Annotated in this window: 24 protein-coding genes, 1 other RNA gene and 1 pseudogene; 12 read left to right on the plus strand and 14 right to left on the minus strand. The window is 40.4% G+C overall.

Annotation, left to right across the window (positions count from 1 at the left end; all coding sequences use genetic code 11):
- Positions 1-39: 39 nt before the first annotated feature.
- Positions 40-1017 (minus strand): acyltransferase family protein, encoded by a 978-nt coding sequence (locus ABVF21_RS18655; RefSeq protein ID WP_371018755.1) that lies wholly within the window; start codon positions 1015-1017, stop codon positions 40-42.
- A gap of 338 nt (positions 1018-1355) precedes the next feature.
- Between ABVF21_RS18655 and ABVF21_RS18660 the strand changes: the two genes are divergently transcribed.
- Positions 1356-2798: a carbon starvation CstA family protein gene (locus tag ABVF21_RS18660; protein ID WP_283153639.1), complete on the plus strand. Its 1443-nt coding sequence runs from the start codon at positions 1356-1358 to the stop codon at positions 2796-2798.
- 18 nt (positions 2799-2816) lie between these two features.
- Here ABVF21_RS18660 and ABVF21_RS18665 read toward each other — a convergent pair whose 3' ends face one another.
- The 3 genes from ABVF21_RS18665 to ABVF21_RS18675 form a co-directional block, all read right to left on the minus strand.
- Positions 2817-3422 carry a nitroreductase family protein gene (locus ABVF21_RS18665; RefSeq protein ID WP_303535231.1) on the minus strand — a complete coding sequence of 202 codons (606 nt, stop codon included), beginning with the start codon at positions 3420-3422 and terminating at the stop codon, positions 2817-2819.
- A gap of 176 nt (positions 3423-3598) precedes the next feature.
- Positions 3599-4591: a Gfo/Idh/MocA family protein gene (locus ABVF21_RS18670; RefSeq protein WP_371018756.1), complete on the minus strand. Its 993-nt coding sequence runs from the start codon at positions 4589-4591 to the stop codon at positions 3599-3601.
- A 15-nt stretch (positions 4592-4606) separates the two neighbouring features.
- Positions 4607-5263 carry a GTP pyrophosphokinase gene (locus ABVF21_RS18675; RefSeq protein WP_283153636.1) on the minus strand — a complete coding sequence of 219 codons (657 nt, stop codon included), beginning with the start codon at positions 5261-5263 and terminating at the stop codon, positions 4607-4609.
- Positions 5264-5456: 193 nt separating this feature from the next.
- On the opposite strand from ABVF21_RS18675, the gene ABVF21_RS18680 reads away from it, so the two are divergent.
- Positions 5457-5654 carry a hypothetical protein gene (locus tag ABVF21_RS18680; protein ID WP_283153635.1) on the plus strand — a complete coding sequence of 66 codons (198 nt, stop codon included), beginning with the start codon at positions 5457-5459 and terminating at the stop codon, positions 5652-5654.
- 43 nt (positions 5655-5697) lie between these two features.
- Here ABVF21_RS18680 and ABVF21_RS18685 read toward each other — a convergent pair whose 3' ends face one another.
- Both ABVF21_RS18685 and hpaB read right to left on the minus strand, forming a co-directional pair.
- Positions 5698-7020, minus strand: a complete 1323-nt coding sequence (locus tag ABVF21_RS18685) for a short-chain fatty acid transporter (RefSeq protein ID WP_371018773.1) — start codon at positions 7018-7020, stop codon at positions 5698-5700.
- A 121-nt stretch (positions 7021-7141) separates the two neighbouring features.
- Positions 7142-8584 carry a 4-hydroxyphenylacetate 3-monooxygenase, oxygenase component gene (hpaB, locus tag ABVF21_RS18690; RefSeq protein WP_371018757.1) on the minus strand — a complete coding sequence of 481 codons (1443 nt, stop codon included), beginning with the start codon at positions 8582-8584 and terminating at the stop codon, positions 7142-7144.
- Positions 8585-8774: 190 nt separating this feature from the next.
- Here hpaB and ABVF21_RS18695 point away from each other — a divergent pair, with 190 nt between their 5' ends.
- On the plus strand, positions 8775-9509 hold the full coding sequence (locus ABVF21_RS18695; RefSeq protein ID WP_303535223.1) for a SurA N-terminal domain-containing protein: 735 nt from the start codon (positions 8775-8777) through the stop codon (positions 9507-9509).
- Between the two features lie 25 nt (positions 9510-9534).
- Here ABVF21_RS18695 and ABVF21_RS18700 read toward each other — a convergent pair whose 3' ends face one another.
- Positions 9535-9948 carry an acyl-CoA thioesterase gene (locus ABVF21_RS18700; protein ID WP_303535222.1) on the minus strand — a complete coding sequence of 138 codons (414 nt, stop codon included), beginning with the start codon at positions 9946-9948 and terminating at the stop codon, positions 9535-9537.
- A gap of 208 nt (positions 9949-10156) precedes the next feature.
- Between ABVF21_RS18700 and ABVF21_RS18705 the strand changes: the two genes are divergently transcribed.
- Positions 10157-10579: a VOC family protein gene (locus ABVF21_RS18705; RefSeq protein ID WP_371018758.1), complete on the plus strand. Its 423-nt coding sequence runs from the start codon at positions 10157-10159 to the stop codon at positions 10577-10579.
- A gap of 143 nt (positions 10580-10722) precedes the next feature.
- On the opposite strand, the gene ABVF21_RS18710 is transcribed toward ABVF21_RS18705, so the two are convergent.
- The gene (locus tag ABVF21_RS18710) at positions 10723-11703 is read right to left on the minus strand and encodes a nuclease-related domain-containing protein (protein ID WP_371018774.1); all 981 of its coding nucleotides are present in this window, start codon (positions 11701-11703) and stop codon (positions 10723-10725) included.
- 134 nt (positions 11704-11837) lie between these two features.
- Positions 11838-13532: a dihydroxy-acid dehydratase gene (gene ilvD / locus ABVF21_RS18715; RefSeq protein ID WP_303535220.1), complete on the minus strand. Its 1695-nt coding sequence runs from the start codon at positions 13530-13532 to the stop codon at positions 11838-11840.
- 575 nt (positions 13533-14107) lie between these two features.
- Here ilvD and ABVF21_RS18720 point away from each other — a divergent pair.
- Complete coding sequence (locus tag ABVF21_RS18720) at positions 14108-14569, plus strand: SRPBCC family protein (protein ID WP_371018759.1); 462 nt, start codon at positions 14108-14110, stop codon at positions 14567-14569.
- 11 nt (positions 14570-14580) lie between these two features.
- Positions 14581-14736 (plus strand): hypothetical protein, encoded by a 156-nt coding sequence (locus ABVF21_RS18725; protein ID WP_371018760.1) that lies wholly within the window; start codon positions 14581-14583, stop codon positions 14734-14736.
- Between the two features lie 320 nt (positions 14737-15056).
- On the opposite strand, the gene ABVF21_RS18730 is transcribed toward ABVF21_RS18725, so the two are convergent.
- Positions 15057-15215, minus strand: a complete 159-nt coding sequence (locus ABVF21_RS18730) for a DUF1540 domain-containing protein (protein ID WP_283153626.1) — start codon at positions 15213-15215, stop codon at positions 15057-15059.
- Positions 15216-15386: 171 nt separating this feature from the next.
- Between ABVF21_RS18730 and ABVF21_RS18735 the strand changes: the two genes are divergently transcribed.
- The gene (locus tag ABVF21_RS18735) at positions 15387-16589 is read left to right on the plus strand and encodes an MFS transporter (RefSeq protein ID WP_303535216.1); all 1203 of its coding nucleotides are present in this window, start codon (positions 15387-15389) and stop codon (positions 16587-16589) included.
- Between the two features lie 89 nt (positions 16590-16678).
- Positions 16679-17221 (plus strand): DUF6944 family repetitive protein, encoded by a 543-nt coding sequence (locus tag ABVF21_RS18740; protein ID WP_283153624.1) that lies wholly within the window; start codon positions 16679-16681, stop codon positions 17219-17221.
- A gap of 40 nt (positions 17222-17261) precedes the next feature.
- Here the strand turns inward: ABVF21_RS18740 and ABVF21_RS18745 are convergent, their stop codons facing one another.
- The gene (locus tag ABVF21_RS18745) at positions 17262-17813 is read right to left on the minus strand and encodes a DJ-1/PfpI family protein (protein WP_226615226.1); all 552 of its coding nucleotides are present in this window, start codon (positions 17811-17813) and stop codon (positions 17262-17264) included.
- A gap of 184 nt (positions 17814-17997) precedes the next feature.
- On the opposite strand from ABVF21_RS18745, the gene ABVF21_RS18750 reads away from it, so the two are divergent.
- The 4 genes and pseudogenes from ABVF21_RS18750 (at position 17998) to ABVF21_RS18765 (ending at position 20627) form a co-directional block, all read left to right on the plus strand.
- Positions 17998-18876 (plus strand): LysR family transcriptional regulator, encoded by an 879-nt coding sequence (locus tag ABVF21_RS18750; RefSeq protein ID WP_283153623.1) that lies wholly within the window; start codon positions 17998-18000, stop codon positions 18874-18876.
- Positions 18877-18992: 116 nt separating this feature from the next.
- A pseudogene (locus ABVF21_RS18755) lies at positions 18993-19415 on the plus strand (carboxymuconolactone decarboxylase family protein).
- Between the two features lie 172 nt (positions 19416-19587).
- Positions 19588-20127, plus strand: coding sequence for a PadR family transcriptional regulator (locus ABVF21_RS18760; RefSeq protein ID WP_371018761.1), 540 nt, complete (start codon positions 19588-19590; stop codon positions 20125-20127).
- Between the two features lie 14 nt (positions 20128-20141).
- Positions 20142-20627, plus strand: a complete 486-nt coding sequence (locus ABVF21_RS18765) for a DUF4188 domain-containing protein (RefSeq protein WP_194218801.1) — start codon at positions 20142-20144, stop codon at positions 20625-20627.
- Positions 20628-20714: 87 nt separating this feature from the next.
- On the opposite strand, the gene ssrA is transcribed toward ABVF21_RS18765, so the two are convergent.
- The 3 genes from ssrA to rnr all read right to left on the minus strand — a co-directional run bounded on the left by ssrA (position 20715) and on the right by rnr (position 24067).
- Positions 20715-21073, minus strand: a transfer-messenger RNA (tmRNA) gene (gene ssrA / locus ABVF21_RS18770).
- A gap of 100 nt (positions 21074-21173) precedes the next feature.
- A complete protein-coding gene (smpB, locus tag ABVF21_RS18775; RefSeq protein ID WP_194218797.1) occupies positions 21174-21641 on the minus strand; it encodes an SsrA-binding protein SmpB in 468 nt (155 codons plus the stop codon).
- A 98-nt stretch (positions 21642-21739) separates the two neighbouring features.
- A complete protein-coding gene (rnr, locus tag ABVF21_RS18780; RefSeq protein WP_303535211.1) occupies positions 21740-24067 on the minus strand; it encodes a ribonuclease R in 2328 nt (775 codons plus the stop codon).
- Positions 24068-24093 lie beyond the last annotated feature (26 nt).

Genomic DNA, 24093 nt, shown 5'->3' on the forward strand with positions numbered 1-24093 from the left:
AAACGGTACGCCACTGAATAGTGACGTACCGTTTTTTTGTTATCTTCGTGCAGATGTCATTTTGTCAGGAGATGGTAGCCACCTGTCGAACGCCAATAGTTTCGAAAAGAAAGGCAGTGCGAACAAAGTGGAAATAAATAAAGTAAAGACTAAAATAAAAGGTACGCCCCATATCGTGGCGATCACTTCAGACGACTGCTGTTCTAAGAACCATTTAATAACAAATCCATGGAACAAGTAAATCGCAAACGTTCTTGATCCGAGTGGTGTAACTACAATGGGTCCCTCTGGAATCATTGAAAAGAACAAGAACATCACAATTGCTGTACCAACATAATAAGTTAGTCGAATCAACAAGTCTGTGTTAGATTCATAAACATACGTACCGTAAAGTAGATCAGCAAGTCCTTCTATTTTGTATAAATAAAACAGTAGGAACAGTCCGCCGAGCACAACAGGTGCTATCCACTTCATATGTGGAAATCTGATCGGTTTTTTTCGACATCCCATGACCATCCCAAGTACGAAGAAAGGCAAGAAAACAAAAAGTCGATCTAAGGATAAAAATCTCTCAACATCAAAATAACCCACAGCGAGCCCTGCACCAATACTTAATTGAAGCAAAATGCTTGCTTTCATTTTAAGCAAAAGCGGTGAAATCAGTTTATAAGCGGCTATACATAAAAGGAACCACATTGCCCATCGCGGCGTTAGAAACTCGATTGCAAATGACTTTTGATAAAGGTTTGTATAATAAATCGAATAAACAACTTGAAAAATCACATAAGGCAATAAAAACGTTGTGAATATTTTCCAGAAATACCTAGTTCCAGAGGCCTTTCTAGTGAAATAACCAGCTAGGAAAATAAATGCAGGCATGTGAAAAATAAAAATAACGTGGTAGAGACTATACAAAAAACGTGAATCGTCAATAAATGGAGTCAGCATATGTCCGCCCACTACTAACAATATTAATATAGCTTTACTATTATCAAAATACGCAATACGTTCTGACACGAAAAACAACCTCCTCAAAGGATTGAAAGACGATCACACGTATCGTCTTTCTCTATATACCCACTTTTTCGTATTTTCACCCTATATCTTTGTAAGTTATTCGCACCTCACCTATATTAATCTGTCAATATCACTAAAAGAAAGAATATTCAGATGATGTTTTCGTGTTATTCACATCCTTTTTACTAGTTAACACCAGGTCAAACGAACCAATTTTTAGTGAAAACGTTTGAATTAATAGAAAAATGTATTTTTTCTGAATAATTCTATTGTTTTTTCTCCCAGTGGTGAGTAGAATGAATGTTATATTTTCATACATCGAAAAGGAGGCGGGAGACATGATCACATTTGTCGGAGCCATTTGTTTATTGATTGTTGGCTATTACGTTTATTCTAAGGTGGTTGAACGAATTTTCGGCATAGACGATGATCGTGAAACGCCTGCATATACAAAGCAAGACGGCATGGACTTTATGCCAATGAGCTGGTGGAAAGGAAGTTTGATTCAGCTACTTAATATTGCTGGACTAGGTCCTATTTTTGGAGCCGTTCTTGGTGCTCTTTATGGACCAGTTGCGTTTATTTGGATCGTCATTGGTTCCATCTTCGCAGGGGCTGTTCATGATTATTTCTCCGGTATGATGTCGCTTAGACATAACGGTGAACAATATCCATCTCTCGTAGGTCGTTACCTTGGGAAGGGCGCAAAAGGAACAATCAATATTATCTCGATCGTTCTGATGATTCTAGTAGCTGCTGCCTTTACAGCTGGACCTGCCCAGCTGATGGCGCAGGTTACACCGCTTAATTTTACAATGAGCTTAGTCTTAATCTTTGCTTATTTCGTTTTAGCAGCCATACTTCCAGTTAATAAAATTATCGGGCGTATTTATCCGATTTTCGGCGTCATTCTTATCCTGATGGCCGTGTCAATCGCAATCGGCTTGTTCTTTATGGACAATCCTGTACCAAACTTAACATTAGCCAATCTTCATCCAGATAATTTGCCATTATGGCCACTCTTAATGATCACAGTATCTTGTGGAGCGATTTCAGGATTCCATTCGACTCAAAGCCCAATCATTGCAAGAACAATGAAACGTGAAAGTGATGGAAAAAAGGTTTTCTATGGAGCGATGATTGCAGAGGGAGTCATTGCTCTTATCTGGGCGGCTGCCGGAATGACTTTCTTTGGAAGTACAGGTGGACTTCAAGGTGCCCTTGCAGCAGGAGGACCGTCTGGGGTTGTAAATGAAATCAGTTCATCCTTACTTGGAACGTTTGGAGGCATCTTAGCAATCGTCGGCGTCATCATACTTCCGATCACAACGGGGGATACATCACTTCGATCGTCTCGAATGATGTTAGCTGATTTGTTTACTAAAAAAGGAAAGTCAGAAGTGGCAGATGGAAAAGGCAAAACGCTTTTGTTAACGGCAGCTGTTGCCACACCAACTTTTCTTTTAACCCAAATTGATTACACTTTCCTTTGGAGATACGTAGGATTCACGAATCAGCTTGTTGCCACTGTGATGCTTTGGACAGCGGCCATGTATCTAGTTAAAAAACAAAAATTCCATTGGATTTGTAGCGTTCCAGCACTTTTCATGACTATGACCGTAGCTACCTATCTCTTTCTTGCACCAGAAGGATTTCAGCTACCTTATGCGACTTCCATGTTCATGGGTGGAGGCATCACATGTTTAACTGCTGGATGGTTTGGTTATCAACTGTGGAATGCACGCAAAAAAGAACACGTACCAGTAGAAAAAGTAGCATAGAAAAAAGAACATTCCTCTTTACATACAAGAGGAATGTTCTTTTTTAGATTGGGGCGCCGTGTCGCAAATTGTGAGGCTGTTCTTAATGGATTTCCGCTCTTTAGGATTCGGAATAACAGCGGGCTTTCCAATATGAAGCATACCAACAATAACATCATCAGCTTCTAGCCCGATTCCTTCTCGAAACACCGGATCAAAAATAAATCCATTTGTTTTCCACACGACACCAAGTCCTTTTGACCAGGAAAGAAGCTGGACATTTTGTATGAACGCACATGTAGCTGCAAAATCTTCATGTCTTTCTTTAGCTGATTCAGAGGACTTCATATAAACAACTAAATGAATGGGGATTTCATTAATGAATTGATTGATTTTCTCCTTCTTCTTCTCGCTCTTCTCTTCATCCAACTCATTACGGACAATGCTTTCCTGCACTTGATCAATGAGTTGACCTTTCCCATCCCCTTTATATAGGACTACTTCCCATGGTTCTCTAAATTTATGGTTTGGAGCCCATTTGGCATCTTCAAGTATCTCCACAATTGTATGTAGAGGAATATCGTCTGGATGAAATTTGCGAATCGTTCTTCTCGAAACAATTGTATCCTGAATCATCTCATACATATCTAAAGCACCCTTTCTATATATACCTGCTTATCGTTGTGGCAATTAGATTTATTCAGATAAACTATTCTAATACTCATTTTATTGATAATGATTATCAATGTCAAATGGAAAATGATCATATTATGAATTTTATCCATTTGACCACTTTTAACGAATTAAAAAAGAAGCCTACTTTATAGGCTTCCGCTTTTCTGATAATAATTTGCCACAAGCTGATCCATTACTTTACTTGTTCGTAAAGCTGTCTTACCAGTACTTGGTGAATGACTTTCTCCATTCAACTCATTCACGATCGTCTGAATCAAAGGCTGTTGAACATGCTCAGGGTAGACGACTTCGATTTCACGTTCGCCCTGTTCATCTTTCAGAATCATTGGACGCTCTTGGAGAGTGGAATAGAGGAGTGACCCTTTATCACCAACAATCTCATTCCAATCTTCATTCTTATAAGAATTAAAACACCATTGCCCCGTACCGTGAACACCTGATTCAAAGATGTATGAACCAGAGACAATATCTTCAGCCTGATACAACTCCGCCTGATTCGTTGCAAATCCATTTACACTTTCAATAGGCCCAAGTACATAATCAAGAAAATCTAACGTATGACTTGCTAGGTCAAAGAAGTGACCACCGCCTGAAATTTCTGGCTGCACGCGCCATGGCAAGTTTCCGTTCTTTTCTTGTTCTGATGCTTTCTTATGGTGCACCGTAGTAACAAATCGAATGTTACCAAGAGCTCCACTCTCTATTACTTCCTTCACTTGCAGTAAGGCAGGCATAGCACGGCGATAGAAGGCAACAAACAGTGGCACGTCGTTCTCATCGCATGCCTTAATCATCTCCTCGCATTCCTCTGTATTTAGTGCCATTGGCTTTTCCACATAAACAGGCTTTGATGCTCTAGCTGCAAGAATGGCGTATTCTTTATGTGTTGATGGTGGTGTAGCGATATAAATCGCATCTACTTCTTCATCATGAATGAGTGCTTCTGCATTTGTGTACCACTTTGGAACATTGTGTCTTCTAGCATAGTCTTCAGCAAGTGTTGCGTTACGACGCATAACAGCAACGAGCTCTGAATTCTCGGCTTTCTGAAAACCCGGGCCGCTCTTCTTCTCTGTTACATTTCCACAACCGATGATTCCCCAGCGAATTTTCTTCACATGAACACCCCTAAGTTAAGTTATTGTTTGCTTCTCTTCTTTTTCATGCTCTTTAAATTCATTTACTTCGTTTTTAATTCTCATCATTTTGGCATCAAGATAATGTACAATCTCGGCTGCCTCTTTTAATTCATCACTAAGATTTCCAGGTATTTCACCTTCAAATTTATAATAAATTTTGTGCTCTAAGCTTGCCCAGAAATCCATTGCAATTGTACGCAGTTGAATTTCAACTCTTACTAACTCAGGACCCTTTGATAAAAAGACCGGAATTTCAACAATCAGATGCAAACTTTTATAGCCATTCGGCTTTGGATTCTTAACATAATCTTTTACATCAATTAAGCGAATGTCATCCTGACTTTCAATCATTTCATAGATTCGATAAATATCATTTGTAAAGGAACACGTCACCCTTACTCCAGCAATATCGTTTATATGTTTTTTCACATTTTCAGTTGTTATTTCAAGACCTTTACGTTCAAGCTTCGCCATAATGCTTTCTGGTGACTTAATGCGAGACTTTACATGCTCAATAGGGTTATGTTGATGCACAAATTGAAATTCATCATTTAAGATAGTTAACTTTGTATTAATTTCATCCAGAGCAAATTTATAAATAAATAAAAAATTCTTCCATTCTTCTATTCGTTCTTGGAATTCCTTCTTCATACTGAAATCATCCTCTCACCACATACGGTACCACATTTTTGTGAATGGAGTATGAACGACCTTTGACGAACTCTAAACAATATTCTTTTACGTGTCCTTAGATTGATAGAAATTTATTATGTCTGTCGATTTTATTTTGTCGCCTAATTATTTTGAGAAATTATGTTAAACTAACAGGAAAAGGAGGAGAATAATGGATAATCCAAAATTTCATCCTTTCACCCTTATCAATCTATTCATTAGCGCTGTGGCAATGGGGATGTTTGCCTATGATATGTATAGTGAGAGCAAATTAGTTTACACCCTTACTTTTGTTATACTTTGTCTCTTTTTCACTTCTTCTGCAATCTATGGAATCATACGAAACCAAAAGCTAGATCGTGCGAATTAAATCCTTCCACTACTCTATTGCAAAGGGGAGGAAATTCCCTCCCTTATCTTATGAAAACAAGCCCTAGCGAAATCGCCACTCCACTTACGATTAGAACAATAAAGCAGTATCCCATAATGTCTTTTGCTTTTAATCCGGCAATCGCAAGAGCAGGTAATGCCCAAAACGGTTGAATCATGTTTGTCCATGCGTCTCCCCATGCGACAGCCATTGCCGTTTTAGGAACGGAAACCTCAAGCGTCTTTGCTGCATCTAGCATAATAGGTGCCTGAACCGCCCATTGTCCCCCACCAGAAGGGACAAAGAAATTCACAATTCCCGCACTTAAAAAAGCAAAGAATGGAAAGGTAAATTCGTTTGAGATGGAAACAAACCCTTCTGAAAGCTGAGCAGCAAGACCAGAAGCCACCATCATCCCCATTATTCCTGCATAAAAAGGAAATTGAATAATAATCCCGCTAGCTCCTTTAACTGCATTACCTACAGATTCAAGAAACTGACGAGGTGTACCATGAAAAAGAATTCCCAGGAAGAGAAAGCCAAAATTCACGATATTTAAATTTAGTTCAAATCCGGCGTTTACGAAATAATAAACAAGATAAGCAAGCCCAACAAATGAAATGATCATCGAGATGACGCGACTGTTCTCGAGACGCTCAGCAGGTGTTAAATCTCCCTCCAGAGTTGCAGCATGAAGGTTCCCTTCTTCTAGCAAATTGCGATCAATTTGGACACGCTCTTCTTCCGTTGGAGACATAAAGTAATTAATAAGGGGTAACAGAATAAATAGTGACGCAACAATCACGATATTAAATAGGGAAAAGATCGTTTCCTTCGTTGATATGGTTCCAATGAGATCGGCTGTAAAATGATCAGGTGTTGCAATAGTCAATGGTATCGATCCAGCTAACCCACCATGCCACACAAGAAATCCACTATAGGCACTTGCAATCAGCAATCGGTAATCTACTTTTTCTACTTTTTTAGCAAGCTCTTTCGCATATAATGCTCCGATCACAAGACCAAATCCCCAGTTGATCCAGCTTGCTAGTAACGATACGAGTGTGACATACACAATGGCTTGTCCAGGTGTTTTTGCTCTCGCCGCAAGAAAACGAAGGCCTTTCTTGAAAAGAGGACTACTCGCAAGAACATATCCTGTTACAAGAACGAGTACCATTTGCATAGAAAAAGCTAGTAAACTCCAAAACCCTTCTCCAAAGTATTGCACCATCTGAACCGGTGAACTTCCAGTAAAAACAAGTCCAAATGCAAATACCACGAAAGTGAGGATGATTACAAATAAAAACGGATCGGGTAAATAGCGTTGCATGATGCGATTTGATAATGAAATAGATGCTTTTATCATATCTTCAACTCCTCTATGTATTGTGCCCCCTTCACATCATTCGTTAATAACAATCCCGTCTCCTTCCACACTAAAGAAAACGCTTACAAATCAAATCAAAAGCCGCACAGCGGCGACTTTATTCTCCTACTTTATTTAAGAATGCCTCAACCATATCGACATATGGCTGAGTATAATATCGGTTGTAATGAACAGCTGCAAGACGGACGGGATCCCCAAAGAAGAACCTTTCAAATTGTGTTTGACGAGAACCAAAGGCGCTCATACCAAGGTCCCAGGCCATTCGAAACAACTGAACTCGCTCTTTCGCTTCGATATTCGCTCCTTGCAAATATTGTGCTAAATCTTCTTGGATATCGGAATTGAAATCTTTTTCAGTTGGTATGGAAATTAATCCACTTGCGCCGAGCAACTGAATAATTTCAATTATCCTCGGGTAAACAGCTGGAAAGTATTGACTGGCAGCTTTCAACGGCTGACTATCAGGTACAAGCGTTCCATATTGATTGAGGTGACTATTGACCTCCGATGCTAGTAAAAGAGCTTTCATAATCTCAAGAGTTGTGATAATTTCACTCATTTTTTGCTTCACATGCTCATACTCTTGAATTTGAATGGCATCTCCCATTAATTCGCAAAGCCCAAGAGTATACTCTAACTTCACAACCTGCCTGCACACTGATTGAAATTGTAGAAACGTGTACATACCAGTCGCATCTTCCATTCCAGCAACGGTCTGGATGTTCTTATATATAAAAACACATTCCCATGGTACAAGCACTTGATCAAACACAACAATAGAGTCAATTTCCTCAAATTGTGAGCCTAATGGATGATCAAACTTCGAATCACTATAGCAAAATGATTCCCTACATAGAAATTTGAGACCTTTTGTGTTTGATGGAATCATAAAACCAAAGATATACGAATCATCTATCGTATGCCCACCTGCGGGCAAGACGAGCAGTTCATCCGTCAATCCTCCCTGTGTCGCTAACAATCTTGCACCATGAATGACAATGCCTTCCTTCTTTTCTTCTACAACCTTAGCAGCTGTGATCGTAGAGTCATCAAAATACTGACCAATGGACCGATTTACTTGGGGATTAATAAATGTATGCGTTATGGATAGATCTTCTGTTCTTGCTTTTTCATATAATCTTTTGATGTTGTCACCAAAGGCTTCCCGGTCCTCAGCAAAATGTGGAGCCGCAACACCAAGTGTCATAAGTAATGTATTCATATAGTCAGGCGAGCGCCCCATTAACCCCGCATTCAACCTTGCCCACTCCTGTGTTGCTTTTCGACGATTGGATAAATCTTTTATCCGTTTTGGTTGATGATAGGAAAACCCATATGCTTCCTTTAAATGAGGTAACGCATAACGAAAAAGCTCTTCGTTTTCCTCCTTACACTGATACTCGTATAGAGCAGCTTTGCTTTTCACTATTCCTTTAAATGGTGCTAACTCCGATATTTTGCCTGTGCATTTCTCTCCTGCAATCCATACTTCATTATTAAGCGCATCAATACGCTCAACATACTGCTTCCCATTAATCATGGAGTCTCACCTCTTAGTAATAAACTTCTTATTACTCTATGCGCTAGGCATCCTAGAAGTTAGTGCTTCCACCTGAATCACGAAAGAATGTAATAAGAATGTGGTATTTATCCCATACTTATTGTTAGGGGTTTTCAACTCTATCTTTTTGTGGAACAATAGACACAGCCTTTTGAAAGGAGCATGTGAATTGCGTAAATTAACTTACTTACTCATAACAGGTTTACTAATTGTTGTATTAGCTGCCTGTGGAGGAAATGAAGAAAGCAGTAATGACAAGAAAGAAGAAGATACAAATACAGAAGAACAAGCACAATCCGGAGAGCAGGAACAACCGGAAGTTGATAAAGTTGATGCAGATAAGGTAGTAGCAACCGTTAATGGTGAAGAAATTAAAGGCGAAGATTTCAATGCCCTTTATAGCCAGAGCCAAATGGAGTACGTACAAATGGGCCAGGAAGTGCCTAAAGATCAGCTAGACCAAATGAAAAAACAAGTCGCTGAAAGCATGGTTGGACAGGAATTAATTCTCCAAGCCGCTCAGAAAGAAGGCATTGAAGCTTCCGACGATAAGATCAAAGAAGAGCTTGCCGGTATTAAAGAGGGCTATGAAGATGAGAAGAAGTTCGAAGCAGCACTTGAACAAAGCGACATGACAATGGAAGATCTTGAAAAAGAAATTGCAAAGAACATCCAATATACAACTTACATCGACCAGGAAATCGAAGTGGATGAAGTGACTGAAGAAGAAATGAAAGAATATTATGATCAGGCAAAAGAACAGGGTACTTCAGAAGAAATGCCAGCTTATGAAGATGTGAAACCTCAGATCAAAAAAGGTCTAGAAGATGAACAAAAATCGAAGAAAACTCAAGAATTAGTTGAGAAATTAAAGAAAGATGCTGACGTTAAAATCAACATCTAACTTTTATGAAAAGCCACTAGCGAAGTTACTCGCTAGTGGCTTTTTGAGTTGTGTAAAGATGTGCTTCAAGCTGATTTCGTATGTCATCTGGTATTGGCATGCTTTTTTGTTGATCAAAATGGTAGTTCACATACGTGGCCGATCCTGTTACACAAACTTTTTCTTTCTGATGAATTTCCTCATAAACCTCAAAACTCGTTCGCCCCATTCTCTTGATCCAAGTGTATACAGTTATCGGAGTTCCGTAATAGAGTTGGGAGATGTATGTCACATTCATTTTTAGAAGGACGCAGTGCCAATCATGAAAGGTTAAATCTGGATTAAACAATCGAAAAATCGGATCTCGACCAGATTCAAACCATACTGGAATGACTGTATTATTAATATGTCCTGCTCCATCTGTTTCTGAGACCCTTGGATCAATTAATTTCTGATACATAGAGCACCTCCTATTGTTTTACTAATTCGCTCTGAAAAGCCACTCTTCCTTTCTCTAAAAGAGAGTGAGTTTTCTTTCATATGCCTACGAAAAACCCTCGTTGAATTGTGACACTTCGTGACGAACGAATGTTCTTTAGTATTTCTCGTCATAACGTTATACTAGATCTAGATAGACAAGCGACCTCATTTAAAGGAGAGTGAAGATTATGAAGCACCACCCGATTCCTTATTTCACATTTGAAGGCACAGCGCGAGAGGCTTTGGCATACTACGAAGAAATCTTCGAAGGCGAAATAACCGATCTCCAAACGTTCGGAGAAGCAGACTTCGAAACACCACCAGAAATGGACAATTACATCATGCACGCACGATTCAAAAAAGATGAGCTCTTTTTCATGGTATCGGATACTTTTTTGAATCAAAACGTAACTGTAGGTAATAACATCTCTCTTGCCCTCGAACTGGATAGCGCTGAAGAAATTGAGTCGCTCTATGCGCGCTTGAAAGAAAAAGGCACCGTTTATATGGAGCTTCAGGATACCTTCTGGGGAGCGACATTTGCGAAGGTTAAAGATGCCTATGGAGTGATTTGGGATCTTAACTTTGAGAAATCCGGGTCTTCTCAATAGTAATGGGGTCCTCCACGTGTGTGGGGGGCTTTTTTTGTGGTTGTTTGGTGGAGGAAATCCAGTTAATTCCGCGATCTTCTGGATAATTCCGCGAAATTCGATTTTATTCCGCGAAAACACGTATTATTTCCGCGGAAATTCAATTAATTCCGCGAAACATCAAAAAACCGAAAATCTAACTTATAGCGTCTTCCTTTTGTGTATCCAGTTGACTCCATTTTTAAAGATTTTAATAAACGAGTAGCAGCATCTCCGGAATCCATCTTCAAAAACCATCTCGCCTCCTGATTCGTAATCTCTCTAGACACAAGTAACGCATAGTCTTGAAGCGCTCTTAAGTGGGCATCACGCGAATAAGCACGACACCTCTCGCAATACCATCTACCGTGCAGCCTCCTCATAGCCAGGCGAGCACACTCTGGACAAGTTACACCAACTAACAAGTCTTCCCGAGAGATTGAAAATCGCTTCAGTACAGATCGGTCAAGCGGCTCATGTAGTTTAACAAGATTACGCCCCAGCTTTCGTACTTCTTTCATCGTTAAACATAATTCCCCATATCGTTGATCCAGTGACTTCACTTTTGTAGGCAGGTACTCACTTCGAATAACTTTTGAAGAAATGAATTGAACCGCCTCGGTCGCTTTTATTACTGCTCTTCGGTTAGCGATGACAATAAGCGTTTCAATAGGTACTTCTGGGATATTCATTTCTTGAAGTAAAGCACGAAGTTGGGAACGCTGACGTTCCACCTGAGTGAGGGGATTTGGGAAGGCTTCTTCTTTCGTGTCAGAAATGCGTATTAATTGATTGAATGTAGGATCAAAATGAAGAATTCCTGAAATGTTTTTCACTTCAAGAACCAGAAGATAGTGCTGGCTGATTACAAGCGTATCTATTTGAAAATGATGAACACCGTCAGAAATACGCAAGTCATGATAGATTGAAAACCGCTTATCGTCTAAAAAACTTAGAGGGAAATCAATGGATTTCTCACCTGATATTCCTGCTTGGTACATGGAAAGTTGCTCTTTCACTTCTTCAAAGCGTAGATGATGAGAAGGGAGGCGATCCAATAAGGTACTTAATTTGTGGAGATGTAGCGGGGGATCGTGTTCTTTCATTATCAAATGGGTACTCACTCCTCTAGCTTTTATTTTACCTATACAAATTCATTCTCCGCCGCTCAATCATTTCCTTTGCTGAATAAAATGAAAAAGCCAGCTTCTTCATACAGAAGAAAGCTGGCTTTTTCATTTTATTCAATATCCAAATCCGTTACGGCACCTTTTGCGGATGAGGAAACGAGTCTTGCATATTTACCGAGAATACCTGTCTTATATCGAAGCTCAGGTCGTACCCATTCTGCACGGCGACGCTGTAGTTCTTCGTCTGTCACATCAAAATTAATTTGTTGCTTATCACTATCGATGGTAATGGTGTCGCCTTCTTTTAAGAGGCCAATCGGTCCACCAACAAATGCCTCTGGAGATACGTGGCCGATAACGAAACCGTGCGATCCACCTGAGAAGCGACCGTCTGTCATAAGCGCTACCTTACCATTCAACCCTTTCCCAACAATCATGGAAGTAATGGATAGCATTTCCGGCATTCCTGGTCCGCCTTTAGGACCTACATTACGAATAACGAGAACGTCACCTTCTTTAATATCATCCGCTTCGATTGCTGCAGTTGCTTCTGCTTCGTTATTATAAACGCGAGCTGGTCCTGCAAAATGGCTAATCTTTTGACCGGACATTTTTGCAACAGAACCTTCAGGAGCTAGATTACCTCGAAGTACAACAAGTGGTCCGCTTGCTTTAATCGGATCATTTAAAGAACGGATAATTTCTTGTCCTTCTTTTAGCGATGGGGCTTCGGCCAAGTTTTCTGCGACTGTTTTTCCAGTCACTGTGAGGCAATCTCCGTGAAGCAAGCCATGCTCATGAAGAAGCTTCATGACGGCAGGTACGCCGCCAATCTCATAAAGGTCTTGCATCACATATTTGCCGCTCGGCTTCATATCCGCGATGTACGGAACACGTTCGCGAACGCGTTCGAAATCATCCAATGATAAGTCCACACCAGCTGAGTGAGCCATTGCCGTTAGATGCAAGAAGGCATTAGTTGAACCACCGAGGGCCATTACGACTGTGATCGCATTCTCAAATGCTTCTTTAGTCATAATGTCACGAGGGTAGATATCTTTTTCAAGAAGTGAAACCACCAGTTCCCCCGCCTGACGACATTCAGATTCTTTGTAATCATTTACTGCTGGTGTTGAAGATGATCCCGGGATACTCATTCCAAGTGCTTCAACTGCAGATGCCATTGTATTTGCGGTATACATTCCTCCACATGCTCCTGCTCCAGGACATGCAGAGCATTCGACTTTGTGCAACTCTTCATCGTTAATCGTACCAGCTTGGTATTGGCCAACCGCTTCAAATGAAGAAACTATGTCGATATCATTTCCATTAAGTTTACCTGGTTGGATGGTTCCTCCGTATACATAAACGGACGGAATGTTCATACGACCAATAGCCATTAAACAGCCAGGTGTTGTTTTGTCACAGCCGCCAATGGCTACAATTCCATCAAGTCGTTCAGCATTTGTGACCGTTTCAATCGAGTCAGCGATAATCTCACGACTTGGGAGAGAATAAAACATTCCTTCATGCCCCATCGCAATTCCATCAGAAACGGTAATTGTGTTAAAGATCATTGGCGCGCCGCCGTTATCCTTAGCACCCGCTTTCGCCTCACGCGCAAGAGAGTCAATATGTACATTACACGGCGTAACTTCACTCCACGTACTCGCTACACCAATCATTGGTTTTTTGAAATCTTCATCCGTAAACCCTACAGCTCGAAGCATCGAGCGGTTTGGCACTCGGTTAACCCCTTCACTGATGACTTTACTTCTGATTCGTAGGTCCTTTTTGCCTTCCATTCTAATCACCCTTCCAAATCGTAAATATAATTAGATAATTAATTCAATTCCAAATTTATATTCTTTGATGATACTAGTTTTCATGCTTTAACGCAAACAAATATCAGAAATTTCTTATAAACATTTGACAACCAAGTAAATATTCCATTCATTACCTGTCATTTTCACTTGTTCGCTTGGTTAGAATACGTTACGATTGGCCACTTATTTATGTTACCTTATAGTCACATTTTGGAGTGCTGAGATGAACAAAGAAGAAGAACTATCGATCACATTCAAAGCATTAACGCACCCCATTCGAAGAGAGATTTTGGACTTGCTTAATAACGGTCCAAAACAATGGGTGAAATAAGTGAGGCTTCCGCTAATATAAGTCGCTATGCAGTTATGAAACATCTCACTATACTTGCAGAAGCCAACCTCGTGCTTGTTCGCCGCAAAGGAAGACAGCGGCTGAATTTTTTAAACGCAATCTCGCTACAAAATATGGCTGATCGGTGGATGAATTATGTTCAATCAAACGTTGCTTCCTCTTTATTAACATTACAATCAACTATTGAAAGGGCAATACTCAAATGGAGAACGAATTTAAGCTAAATACGTTTCAAATTGAACATGAAGTGCGCATTGAAGCACCGATCGAACAAATCTTTACTTCATTGACAGATGACATTAACTCCTGGTGGGCATATCGCTTATTTGGAGAAGACTCAACACTTTCATTTGAAAATGAAATAGCGGGGCGATTTATAGAGAAGGGAAAAAACAGTCAGGCTCTTTGGGGTACCATCACTTATCTACATGCACCATATGAAATTTGCTTAAATGGCCTTCTTGGCATGACTGGTGCTGTTACGAGTGCTTACGCATATACACTAAAAGAAGATCGTGGGGCAACGCTCCTCTCCCTTTCTCATCAAGCATCAGGTGTACTTGATCCTAACTGGCATTCCGCTTATGAGGAAGGGTGGAAAGAGTTGCTTGGGACATTCCTTAAAAATTATGTAGAGCAAGGGAAAAGATACAATGAAAACTAAAAAAAATCGAAGTGAAAACAAGTATTTTGATTGAGCGGACACCTGAAGTTGTTTTTAACTACATCGCAAATTTCGAGAACAATCCAAATTGGCAAAGCGGTATGGTTTCGGCTACGTTTACCAATGGAGAATTGAGAAAAGGGGCGACATATGATCAAGTAGCTTAATTTCTCGGAAAAGAAATCAAAACCACTTTTATTGTTCGTCAATTCAATCCGTACCACAAAATTCAAATCGAAAGCGTTGATAGTACGTTTCCGATTAAAGTCACAAGAGAAGTCCAAGTTGCAGGTGACGGTTGTGTCGTTAAGGCTTTCGTCGAAGGAAATCCAGGAACACTTTTTTCACTCGCTCGTCCTGTTCTGAGTAAATTGGTGCAGCGCTCCATTGAGAAAGACTATGCTCGTTTAAAACAACTATTAGAAGCGTAAACGAGAAGCCGCCCTCGCTTGAGGACGGCTTTTTTTATGGTAACGCCTCAAAGAGTTTAAAGGGTACCAGGCTCAAATGTTTTACAATCCGTTTCTTCACTATTGCTTGCTTGATTTCCTTTATGACTGACAACGTAGATTTCGTCTGCTCCACACTGCTTACCATTTCGGTTGTGGACACAATTTGCTACCTCGCACAATACATCCATAGCCATTCCCTTCACCTCCTTCTTTCTAGCATAAACAAAATAGGCTGAAGGCATACCGAACGGATTATATTAGGTCCTTAACCATTCCTTAGCATTAAAACTTTCTTCGAATTCCGTAATTTATGTTTACCGCTCATGGTATGATATTAGAAACTAAAGAAGATCGAGGTCAAAATGATGTGGCAGAACAAAAATGTCTGGATTTTATTAATTGGTGAATTTGTAGCTGGACTCGGCTTATGGCTCGGTATTATTGGCAACTTAGAATTTATGCAAGAGAAAGTGCCTTCTGATTTTATGAAAGCTGTCATACTTGCGATCGGACTTCTTGCTGGTGTAGCGATTGGCCCCTATGCAGGACGAGTGACCGATCAAGTGAAAAAGAAGACGGTGATGATCGTAGCTGGACTTGCACGAGCCATTAGCGTGATCTTTATGTTAGTGGCTCTTCAAACGGGGTCCGTTCTCTGGATGGTTGTTTTTCTCATTCTTATTCAGACCGCTGCGGCTTTTTACTTTCCTGCTCTCCAAGCAGCCATTCCACTTGTCGTGAAAGAAAAAGAGCTCCTGCAAATGAACGGGATTCATATGAATGTCGCTACACTTTCAAGAGTACTGGGTACAGCTATTGCCGGAATCTTTCTTGCGATCATGTCTTTATCGACTATGTATATTCTTTCTTTAGGAGCCTACCTTTTACTTGTAATCTTTACGCTTTTTCTTGCGATCGATGAACCGACCGTCTCTGTTTCGCATCGATCAAAAGCAGAAAGTGGCTTCAAACATTTGTTTCCAATTATTAAACAGCTGCCCATTGTGACAATGACACTAATTATGACGATGGTTCCTCTTTTGTTTATTGGTGGTTTTAATTTGCTTGTTATTAGTATTAGTGAGCTTCAAGATAATCCTCTCATCAAAAGTTGGATTTACACCGCTGAAGGTCTTTCCTTCATGATCGGTGCTTTCGCAGTCAAAAGGCTTTCTAGGAAACAATCACCATACACAATTTTATTTCTTTTTTCATTTATTATTGGACTCTCTCAACTGCTGCTCTTTTTCGCAAACAGCCCGATTCTTTCCGTTGTAGCATTTGCGGTATTCGGTTTCTCAGTCGGCTGCTTCTTTCCAACAGCTGCTACCATTTTCCAAACGAGGGTACCTAAAGAATATCACGGTCGTTTCTTCTCATTCCGTAACATGCTTGATCGCATCATTTTTCAAGTTGTACTCCTATTAACGGGATTGATGCTTGATTTGATCGGGCTTCAAATGATGTCTGTCATCTTTGGTATAATGTCGATGGCGATCACAGCTATTTTCTTTTTTAAATATCGCCAGAACGTCTATGTTAAGCCTTTGAATGTTGATGTGAGTTAGTTTCCCATCAAATCCTCCCGTTTGATTAACCTATTTTGCTATTTTGTATAGAATACAATAGGGCGACTTTTGAAGAAGGCGATCACATCATGAACAATGAAGTAAAAGGTGTTTTTGGATCATGGGTACAGGCAATTGGAACGATCTTAGCCGCTATTGGAAGTACACCTATAAAAGAAATCCCCTCATCAATACTTGATAGTTTAAATCTTATTGGAAATGTGATGCAGGGAACAGGAAACGCTCTAATCGCTGATACGATTACTCCCCCTTCATTAGACAAGATTGGCAATCAGCTTCAGGCAATTGGGAATTCGACGGTTGTGACAGGGATTCTGATTGATTTTGATGATCGAGTGAAGCAAATACTGAATATTGATGGAAACTGGCTCCAAGCTCTCGGTGGAGGGGTATCTCTTGCAGATGCATTAGAAGGAGAAGTCTCGGCTTCAGCATTGTATAGCATTTATGGGAACTTCCTTCAGGCGGTCGGCAATTCGCTTCAAGCGATTTCAGGAATTAAAGAGCTCAACAATGAAGATGCAACAAATATTAATGTCGTAGGAAGCTGGATTCAAGCGGTTGGGTCTGTTATTTCAGCTATTGGCCAAACGAAATATCCTTCCTCTTAAAGAACCCCCTGATCTCTCAATCAGGGGGTTACGTGTATCATTATTTTAATAAACGGAGAAATTCTTTCATGAATCCTGGTAAATCTGGCCATGCCTGCCCTGAGACGAGATTATCACGCGTATGGACCTTTTCATCAATGTATGTAGCGCCACATGCGGTTACATCTGGTTTACAAGCTGGATACGCGGTATACTCGCGATCTTTCATAATATCAGGAACCACATTAAGAACCTGTGCCGCATGACAAATTGCACCTACTGGTTTATTTTCCTCAAAGAAATGTCTTACGATGCCAGGTACGCTCTCATCCATTCGAATGTATTCTGGTGCTCGTCCGCCTGGAATAATTAAACCATCGTACTCTGCCGGCTTGATTTCTGCAAACGCTACATGTGATTCAATTCCATAGGCTTGCTTCTCAACAAACGTTTCCATTTCATCTGTAAAGTCGTGGCATACCGTTTGTAGTTTTTTAGCGGTAGGGGATGCGATCGTCACGTCAAAACCTTCCTCTAGACAGCGATAGTAAGGGTAGAAAATCTCAAGCGCTTCAACAGCATCACCGGAAATGATTAATACTTTTTTACTCAAAACGAGCACCTCCATAAGATATTTGATTGCCTTCTTCCTTACCCCTCTTTTCTACATATGTAACAGCTCTCGTAAAAAATAGGTCTAGAATCCCCGTCTATGGTTGAATTCACAGATCATTTGCGACTACAATAAACCATAATGCATTTCTCATTCTGATGGGAATAGAGACAGGAGCTTCCATATGGACATTAAGCAGTTAGCCTATTTCGTTGAAGTTGCGAAGCAAAAAAGCTTTACGAAAGCCTCACACTCGCTCTACATCTCTCAGCCAACTTTAAGTAAAATGGTGAAAAGTTTAGAAGCCGAGTTAGATGTTGAACTACTCGATCGCTCGGCACGATCGAGCGAACTAACCGATGCAGGAAAAATCGTGTATCTTCAAGGTGAAAAAATACTGAATATGGTAGACGATCTTTCTTCTCACTTATATGACATGATGAACTTAAAGAAAGGGCACATTAAAGTTGGTCTCCCGCCACTCATCGGCGCCCTCTACTTCCCAGGTATTTTGAAAGGGTTTCAACAACTTTACCCCGATATTACGATTGAACTAATGGAGCACGGAGCTAACATTGCTCAACAAAAAATCCTTGATGGAGAACTAGATTTTGCAGTCGGCCTCTTACCTGTTAATGAAACAAAATTTGAAACACTTCCGTTCACAAAGGAAGAATTAATGCTTTTTGTGCACAGTTCGCATCCATTCGCCGAAAAAAGTGAGGTCTCAATTAGTGATTTACGTAATGAGCAGATCATTCTATTTAGTGAAGACTTCATGCTACATGATCAGATGATTGAACAGTGTCGCCAAGCAGGTTTTGAGCCTCAAATATCGTATGTTAGTTCTCAATGGGATTTCATTAGCGATATGGTTAGTCACAATTTAGGAATTACGTTCTTCCCTAAATCTATTCTCAGAAAAATCAATCAAGATAATGTGGTCTCTGTCCCAATTGTAAATCCTTCAATACCATGGGACCTCGGAATTATCCTCCGAAAAGAAAAATATATCTCTTACGCATCCCGTGCTTTTATAAACTACATTAAGTCTTCTATCTAGTTGTATATCTTATTCGAATAGACTCTATTTAAAATAGGTATTTCACACAAGAGATTCCGCATGGTATAGTAGGGAACTTTATCTTACTAAAGGATATATTATAGGAGGCTTTTACAATGGAAAAAGATCGCCTGCAGCAAGGTCTAGATAAATTAATGGAATACACATTATCATCAAATGACGACATATCAACTCATTTGAAAATCTCAGATGACCTGGAGGAAATTCCTCCTGATGTTGGTAAATATATTATCGAATTTCCTTGAGACATCTACTCTCGTGATGGGTTAACGAATCAGCAAAGAGCACTCGTTACCCTTTCATCACTTGTGACTCAAGGAACAGAACCTCTGCTTGAACTTCACATCAATACCGTACTCACCTCCGGGCTGACGGCATCATAGATTGGGGACATACAACTCATTCCCTATACAGGCTTTCCACGAGCTCTTAATGCGCTTACGCTTGCCGAAAAAGTGTTTACTCAACGCAACTTGGAAGTTTCAGACCACGAAGAAACCAAAGTAGCATCTGAATAGAAAACCAAACAAGTCGTCCAAAAGGGCGGCTTGTTTTTTAGAGTGTATTTGAACAAGTTGATAGACATAATGCCAACTCTAAATAATAACCATAATTTAATTTCTATATTTTCAAAAAACGTGCTATCATATATCTAATTGATACATATCTTTTAGATATAGGGTGAGAAAAATGGAAAAACAATCAAATACGAAATTTGCTATTTTAGGCTTACTAACTACCGGTTGTCGCACTGGCTATTCAATGAAACAAATGATGGATGATAGCTTGAATCATTTTTGGAAAATCAGCTACGGTCAAATTTATCCGACACTGAAAAGTCTTCTAGATGAAGAACTTATAACGGTCCAAAAACAAAGCGAATCCGGTAAGCCAGACAAAAAGGAATATGAATTAACACAATTGGGCTGGGATGCGCTCAAAAAGTGGATGGAAACGCCTGTTGAGGAAGTAGCTTTAGAGAAAAATGAGTTATTGCTTAAGCTGTTTTTTAGTCATCATCAGAGTGATGAAGCAGTCAAAAAGCAATTGGAAAGCTATCTCGCCAAACTCCTCGATCGCTTCAAAACTTATGAAGCCATCGAGGAGATGATTGTACAAACGTATGGTGATCAGGGGGATGCAAAGTTCTGGCTTATGACTCTTGACTATGGGAAACGAACGACAAAAGTTGCTATTGAATGGGCAAAGGATGCGAAAATAAAGCTCTAGAGGAGGAAATTCAGATGGCAAATCAGGTCTTTAGCGGGCGCTACACGGTGGATAAAGGACAGGACGTTGTAGTATTTCTCATTGGCATGCGAATCAATCAGTGGTGGGCTGTGCATAAATGGCTTCCAGTCTTTCTTGCGATGCCTGGCATGATTCGTGAGCTTAGCACCAATAAACAGTTAGGGTGCCTTTCTATGGAAAACTTCTTTAGTTTCCGTACAACGCTACTTCTTCAATACTGGCGCTCATCTGATGACCTACGCCATTATGCGCATGGTCAAGCTCATTTAAAAGCATGGAAAAACTTCAATCAAAAGATCGGAAATAACCGTGCTGTCGGTATTTATCATGAAACATACGTCCTTCCGAGCTCTCACTATGAAACCCTTTATGGAAATATGCCTGCTTTTGGATTAGGAAAAGCACTCGGCCATGTTGCGGTCACCCCTCAAGCTGATTCTTTTACTAAACGTCTCCAGGGGAAACAAATTAGTCACTAAAAAAAGCGGAGAACGTGAAAGTTCACGTTCTCCGCTTTTTTTTAGTGAAGTGATTTTTTTCAAATAAAAAACCACCAAATATGTATTTGGTGGAGACGGTGGGAGTCGAACCCACGTCCAGAGATATCGGCACTTAAGCTTCTACGAGTGTAGTCGTTATATTAGTGTTTCACTACAATTCTGCCCAACGACAGGCGTCCTTGTAGCTAGTCTGGTTAATCTCTTCCAACTTTCCTCAGACGGTGGATTGTTGGCGTATCCCACTTAAGTTGAGTCCCTTACCCTACCACATGGGCGATGGAGGGAGGAACCGCAAAACAGCTTACGCTGCTAGTGCGAAGTTGTTGTTTTCTTTGCCAGTTATAGGCATGGCGTTTTTAACGTAGCTCGCCAACTCGACTCGCGACTTAAGCTCGACCTATCCCTGTCGAATCCGTAACGTCCCCATATAAGAAATGAGAACCGAAAACGGGAAAGCACTTAAGCTTCATATGTTGTTTCGGTAATAGTTAGTATAACACAGATCAGCTTCCAATCAAATGGAAACTATATCCGCTGACGCTCTTTCAACGCTTTATCCACTTCACGCTTCATCGTTTTATCTTTCAGATCTTGGCGCTTATCGTACTTTTTCTTACCTTTGGCAAGACCTAGAAGTACTTTCGCATAACCATTCTTAATATATACTTTAAGCGGAATAATTGTATAGCCCTGTTCTTTCGTTAAGCCAAGGAGCTTATCAATCTCTTTCCTCTTCATCAATAGCTTACGAGTACGGGTTGGATCGTGATTAAAACGATTTCCCTGCTCATATTCATTGACGTGCATATTGATAAGAAAAATTTCGCCTTTACGAATAATGGCGTGAGAGTCTTTCAGGTTTACGCGTCTTGCCCTGATGGATTTAATTTCAGTTCCCTGTAGAACTAGACCTGCTTCATATGTTTCAATAACAGAATAATCGTGTCTTGCTTTCTTATTTTGTGCAATGAGTCCACCATCACCTTTTGGCATGACCGTCCCCCCTCTCAAACGTCGAACTCCAGTATATCAATTTGGTCAGAATAAGTCAAGATGACTTACTCCGACCGACATGATCGAAATATCGCTAGTTAGGCATTATTATTTCGACGTTTTTTCTTTTTGTTTTTTGCTTTCTTTTTCGTTCCCTGACCATCTTTAGGTGGAGAGAACTTTCTTTTTTTCTGTCCTGCATCAGTTGTTTTATTCGATGACTTCCCACGTTTTTTACGCTTTCCGCCTTCAATAACTTTAGGACTTTCTCTACGACGACGTTCTTTCGGTGGCTTCATGCCAACAATTTCGAAGTCGATCGCTCGTTCGTCAATGTTAACATTTAAGACGCGAATGGCGATTTCGTCACCGATGCGGTATACGTTACCGGTACGTTCGCCGATCATCGCATAAGCACCTTCGTCATAATGGTAATAGTCATCGGTTAAATAGCTAACGTGGACAAGCCCTTCGATCGTATTTGGCAATTCAACAAATAAGCCAAAGTTTGTTACGCCGCTAATCACGCCTTCGAACTCTTCCCCAATTTTATCTTTCATAAACTCAGCTTTTTTCAGATCATCGGTTTCACGTTCAGCGTCAACTGCACGTCGTTCCATCGCTGAAGCGTGCTGAGCGATTTCACCAAGCGCTTCGCCCCACTTAGAAGTTGTCTGATTGTCGACTTTTTTCTCAAACAGGTACGTACGAATTAAACGATGCACAATTAAGTCAGGATAACGACGAATTGGCGATGTGAAATGCGTATAGAAATCTGTCGATAAACCGAAGTGGCCGAGACTTTCAGGGAAGTATTTCGCCTGTTGCATAGAGCGAAGCATAACCTTACTGATGACCGCTTCTTCTGGCTCACCTTTCACTTCTTCTAAAAGCTTTTGAAGCGCACGCGGGTGCACCGTGTTAGCATTACCTCGTACGACATAGCCGAAGTTTGTAATAAACTCAAAGAATGTATTGAGTTTGTCTGAATCTGGATCTTCGTGAATACGGTACATAAACGGAACTTCCATGAAATGGAAGTGCTGTGCAACTGTTTCGTTCGCTACAAGCATAAATTCTTCAATTAAGCGTTCAGCTACCGAGCGTTCTCGTTGAACAATCTCCTGTGGTGCCCCTTCTTCATCTACAAGGACTTTCGCTTCCGCAAAATCAAAATCAATAGCGCCTCGTTCGAAGCGACCTTTTCTTAAGATTTCAGCTAGTTCTCCCATGCCATCGAAGAATGTAACTAGAGATTTATAGCGCTCAAGTACTTCATCGTCTTCACGTTTAAGAATTTTACGTACATCCGTATATGTCATTCGCTCATTTGTACGAATAACGCTTGGGAAAATTTCATGATTCACAACTTCACCCTGCGTTGTAATTTCCATTTCACACGAAATCGTTAAACGATCCACTTGAGGATTTAAACTACAAATACCGTTTGATAACCGGTGTGGAATCATCGGGATTACACGATCGACAAGATAGACACTCGTACCACGATCAAGCGCTTCTTGATCGATTGGAGAGTTCTCAGTGACATAATACGTAACGTCTGCAATATGAACACCTAATTTATAGTTCCCGTTTGGAAGTTTAACAACGTTAACCGCATCATCAAGGTCTTTTGCATCAGCACCATCAATCGTTACAATCGTTTCTTCACGCAAATCACGTCTACCCTCAATTTCCTTCTCATCAATTTGATCAGGCGTGTCATTGGCCTGTTTCATCGTTGCATCCGGAAATTCGCCTGGTAATTCATGTTTATAAATAATGGAAAGAATATCTACTCCAGGATCATTCTTGTGTCCTAGTATTTCTGTAATTCGTCCTTCAGCACTCATACGTCCTTCAGGATACTTCGTAATTTCAACAACGACTTTGTGGCCGTCAACCGCACCACCAGTAGCCCCTTTTGGAATAAAAATGTCATGTGGGATTCGTTTATCATCCGCAATCACAAAACCAAAATGCTTGCTGTCAGAGTATGTACCAACTGTGCGCTTAACACCTCGCTCAATGATACGAATAACGGTCCCCTCTGGGCGTGTCCCTGATGATTTTTGATGTAGTCGTGCGATGACACGGTCTCCATTCATCGCTCCCTCAAGGTCACTCTGGTTAATATAAACATCCTTCTCGCCAGTGTCGCTATCTGAAATCAGGAATGCAAAGCCTTTTGCATGCACCTGCAGCTTTCCTCTTACAAGATTCATTTTCTCAGGAATGCCATAGCGGTTACTTCTTGTTCTTACAATTAAACCTTCATCTTCCATCCCGTTTAAGGTTTTCACAAACTCCTTAAACTCACTTGAATCTTTCACTCCAAAAACTTCTTCAAGTTCTTGTACAGTTAGTGGTTTGTATGCTTCCTCTTTCATGAAGCTCAATATTCTCTGTTCATGTTCTTCTGCCATTGTCTTCCACCTTCTTTCTAGTAAAA

Origin of the sequence: Pseudalkalibacillus sp. JSM 102089 (assembly GCF_041366475.1) — a bacterium.
In the GTDB taxonomy this organism is placed as follows: domain Bacteria; phylum Bacillota; class Bacilli; order Bacillales; family Guptibacillaceae; genus Guptibacillus; species Guptibacillus hwajinpoensis_B.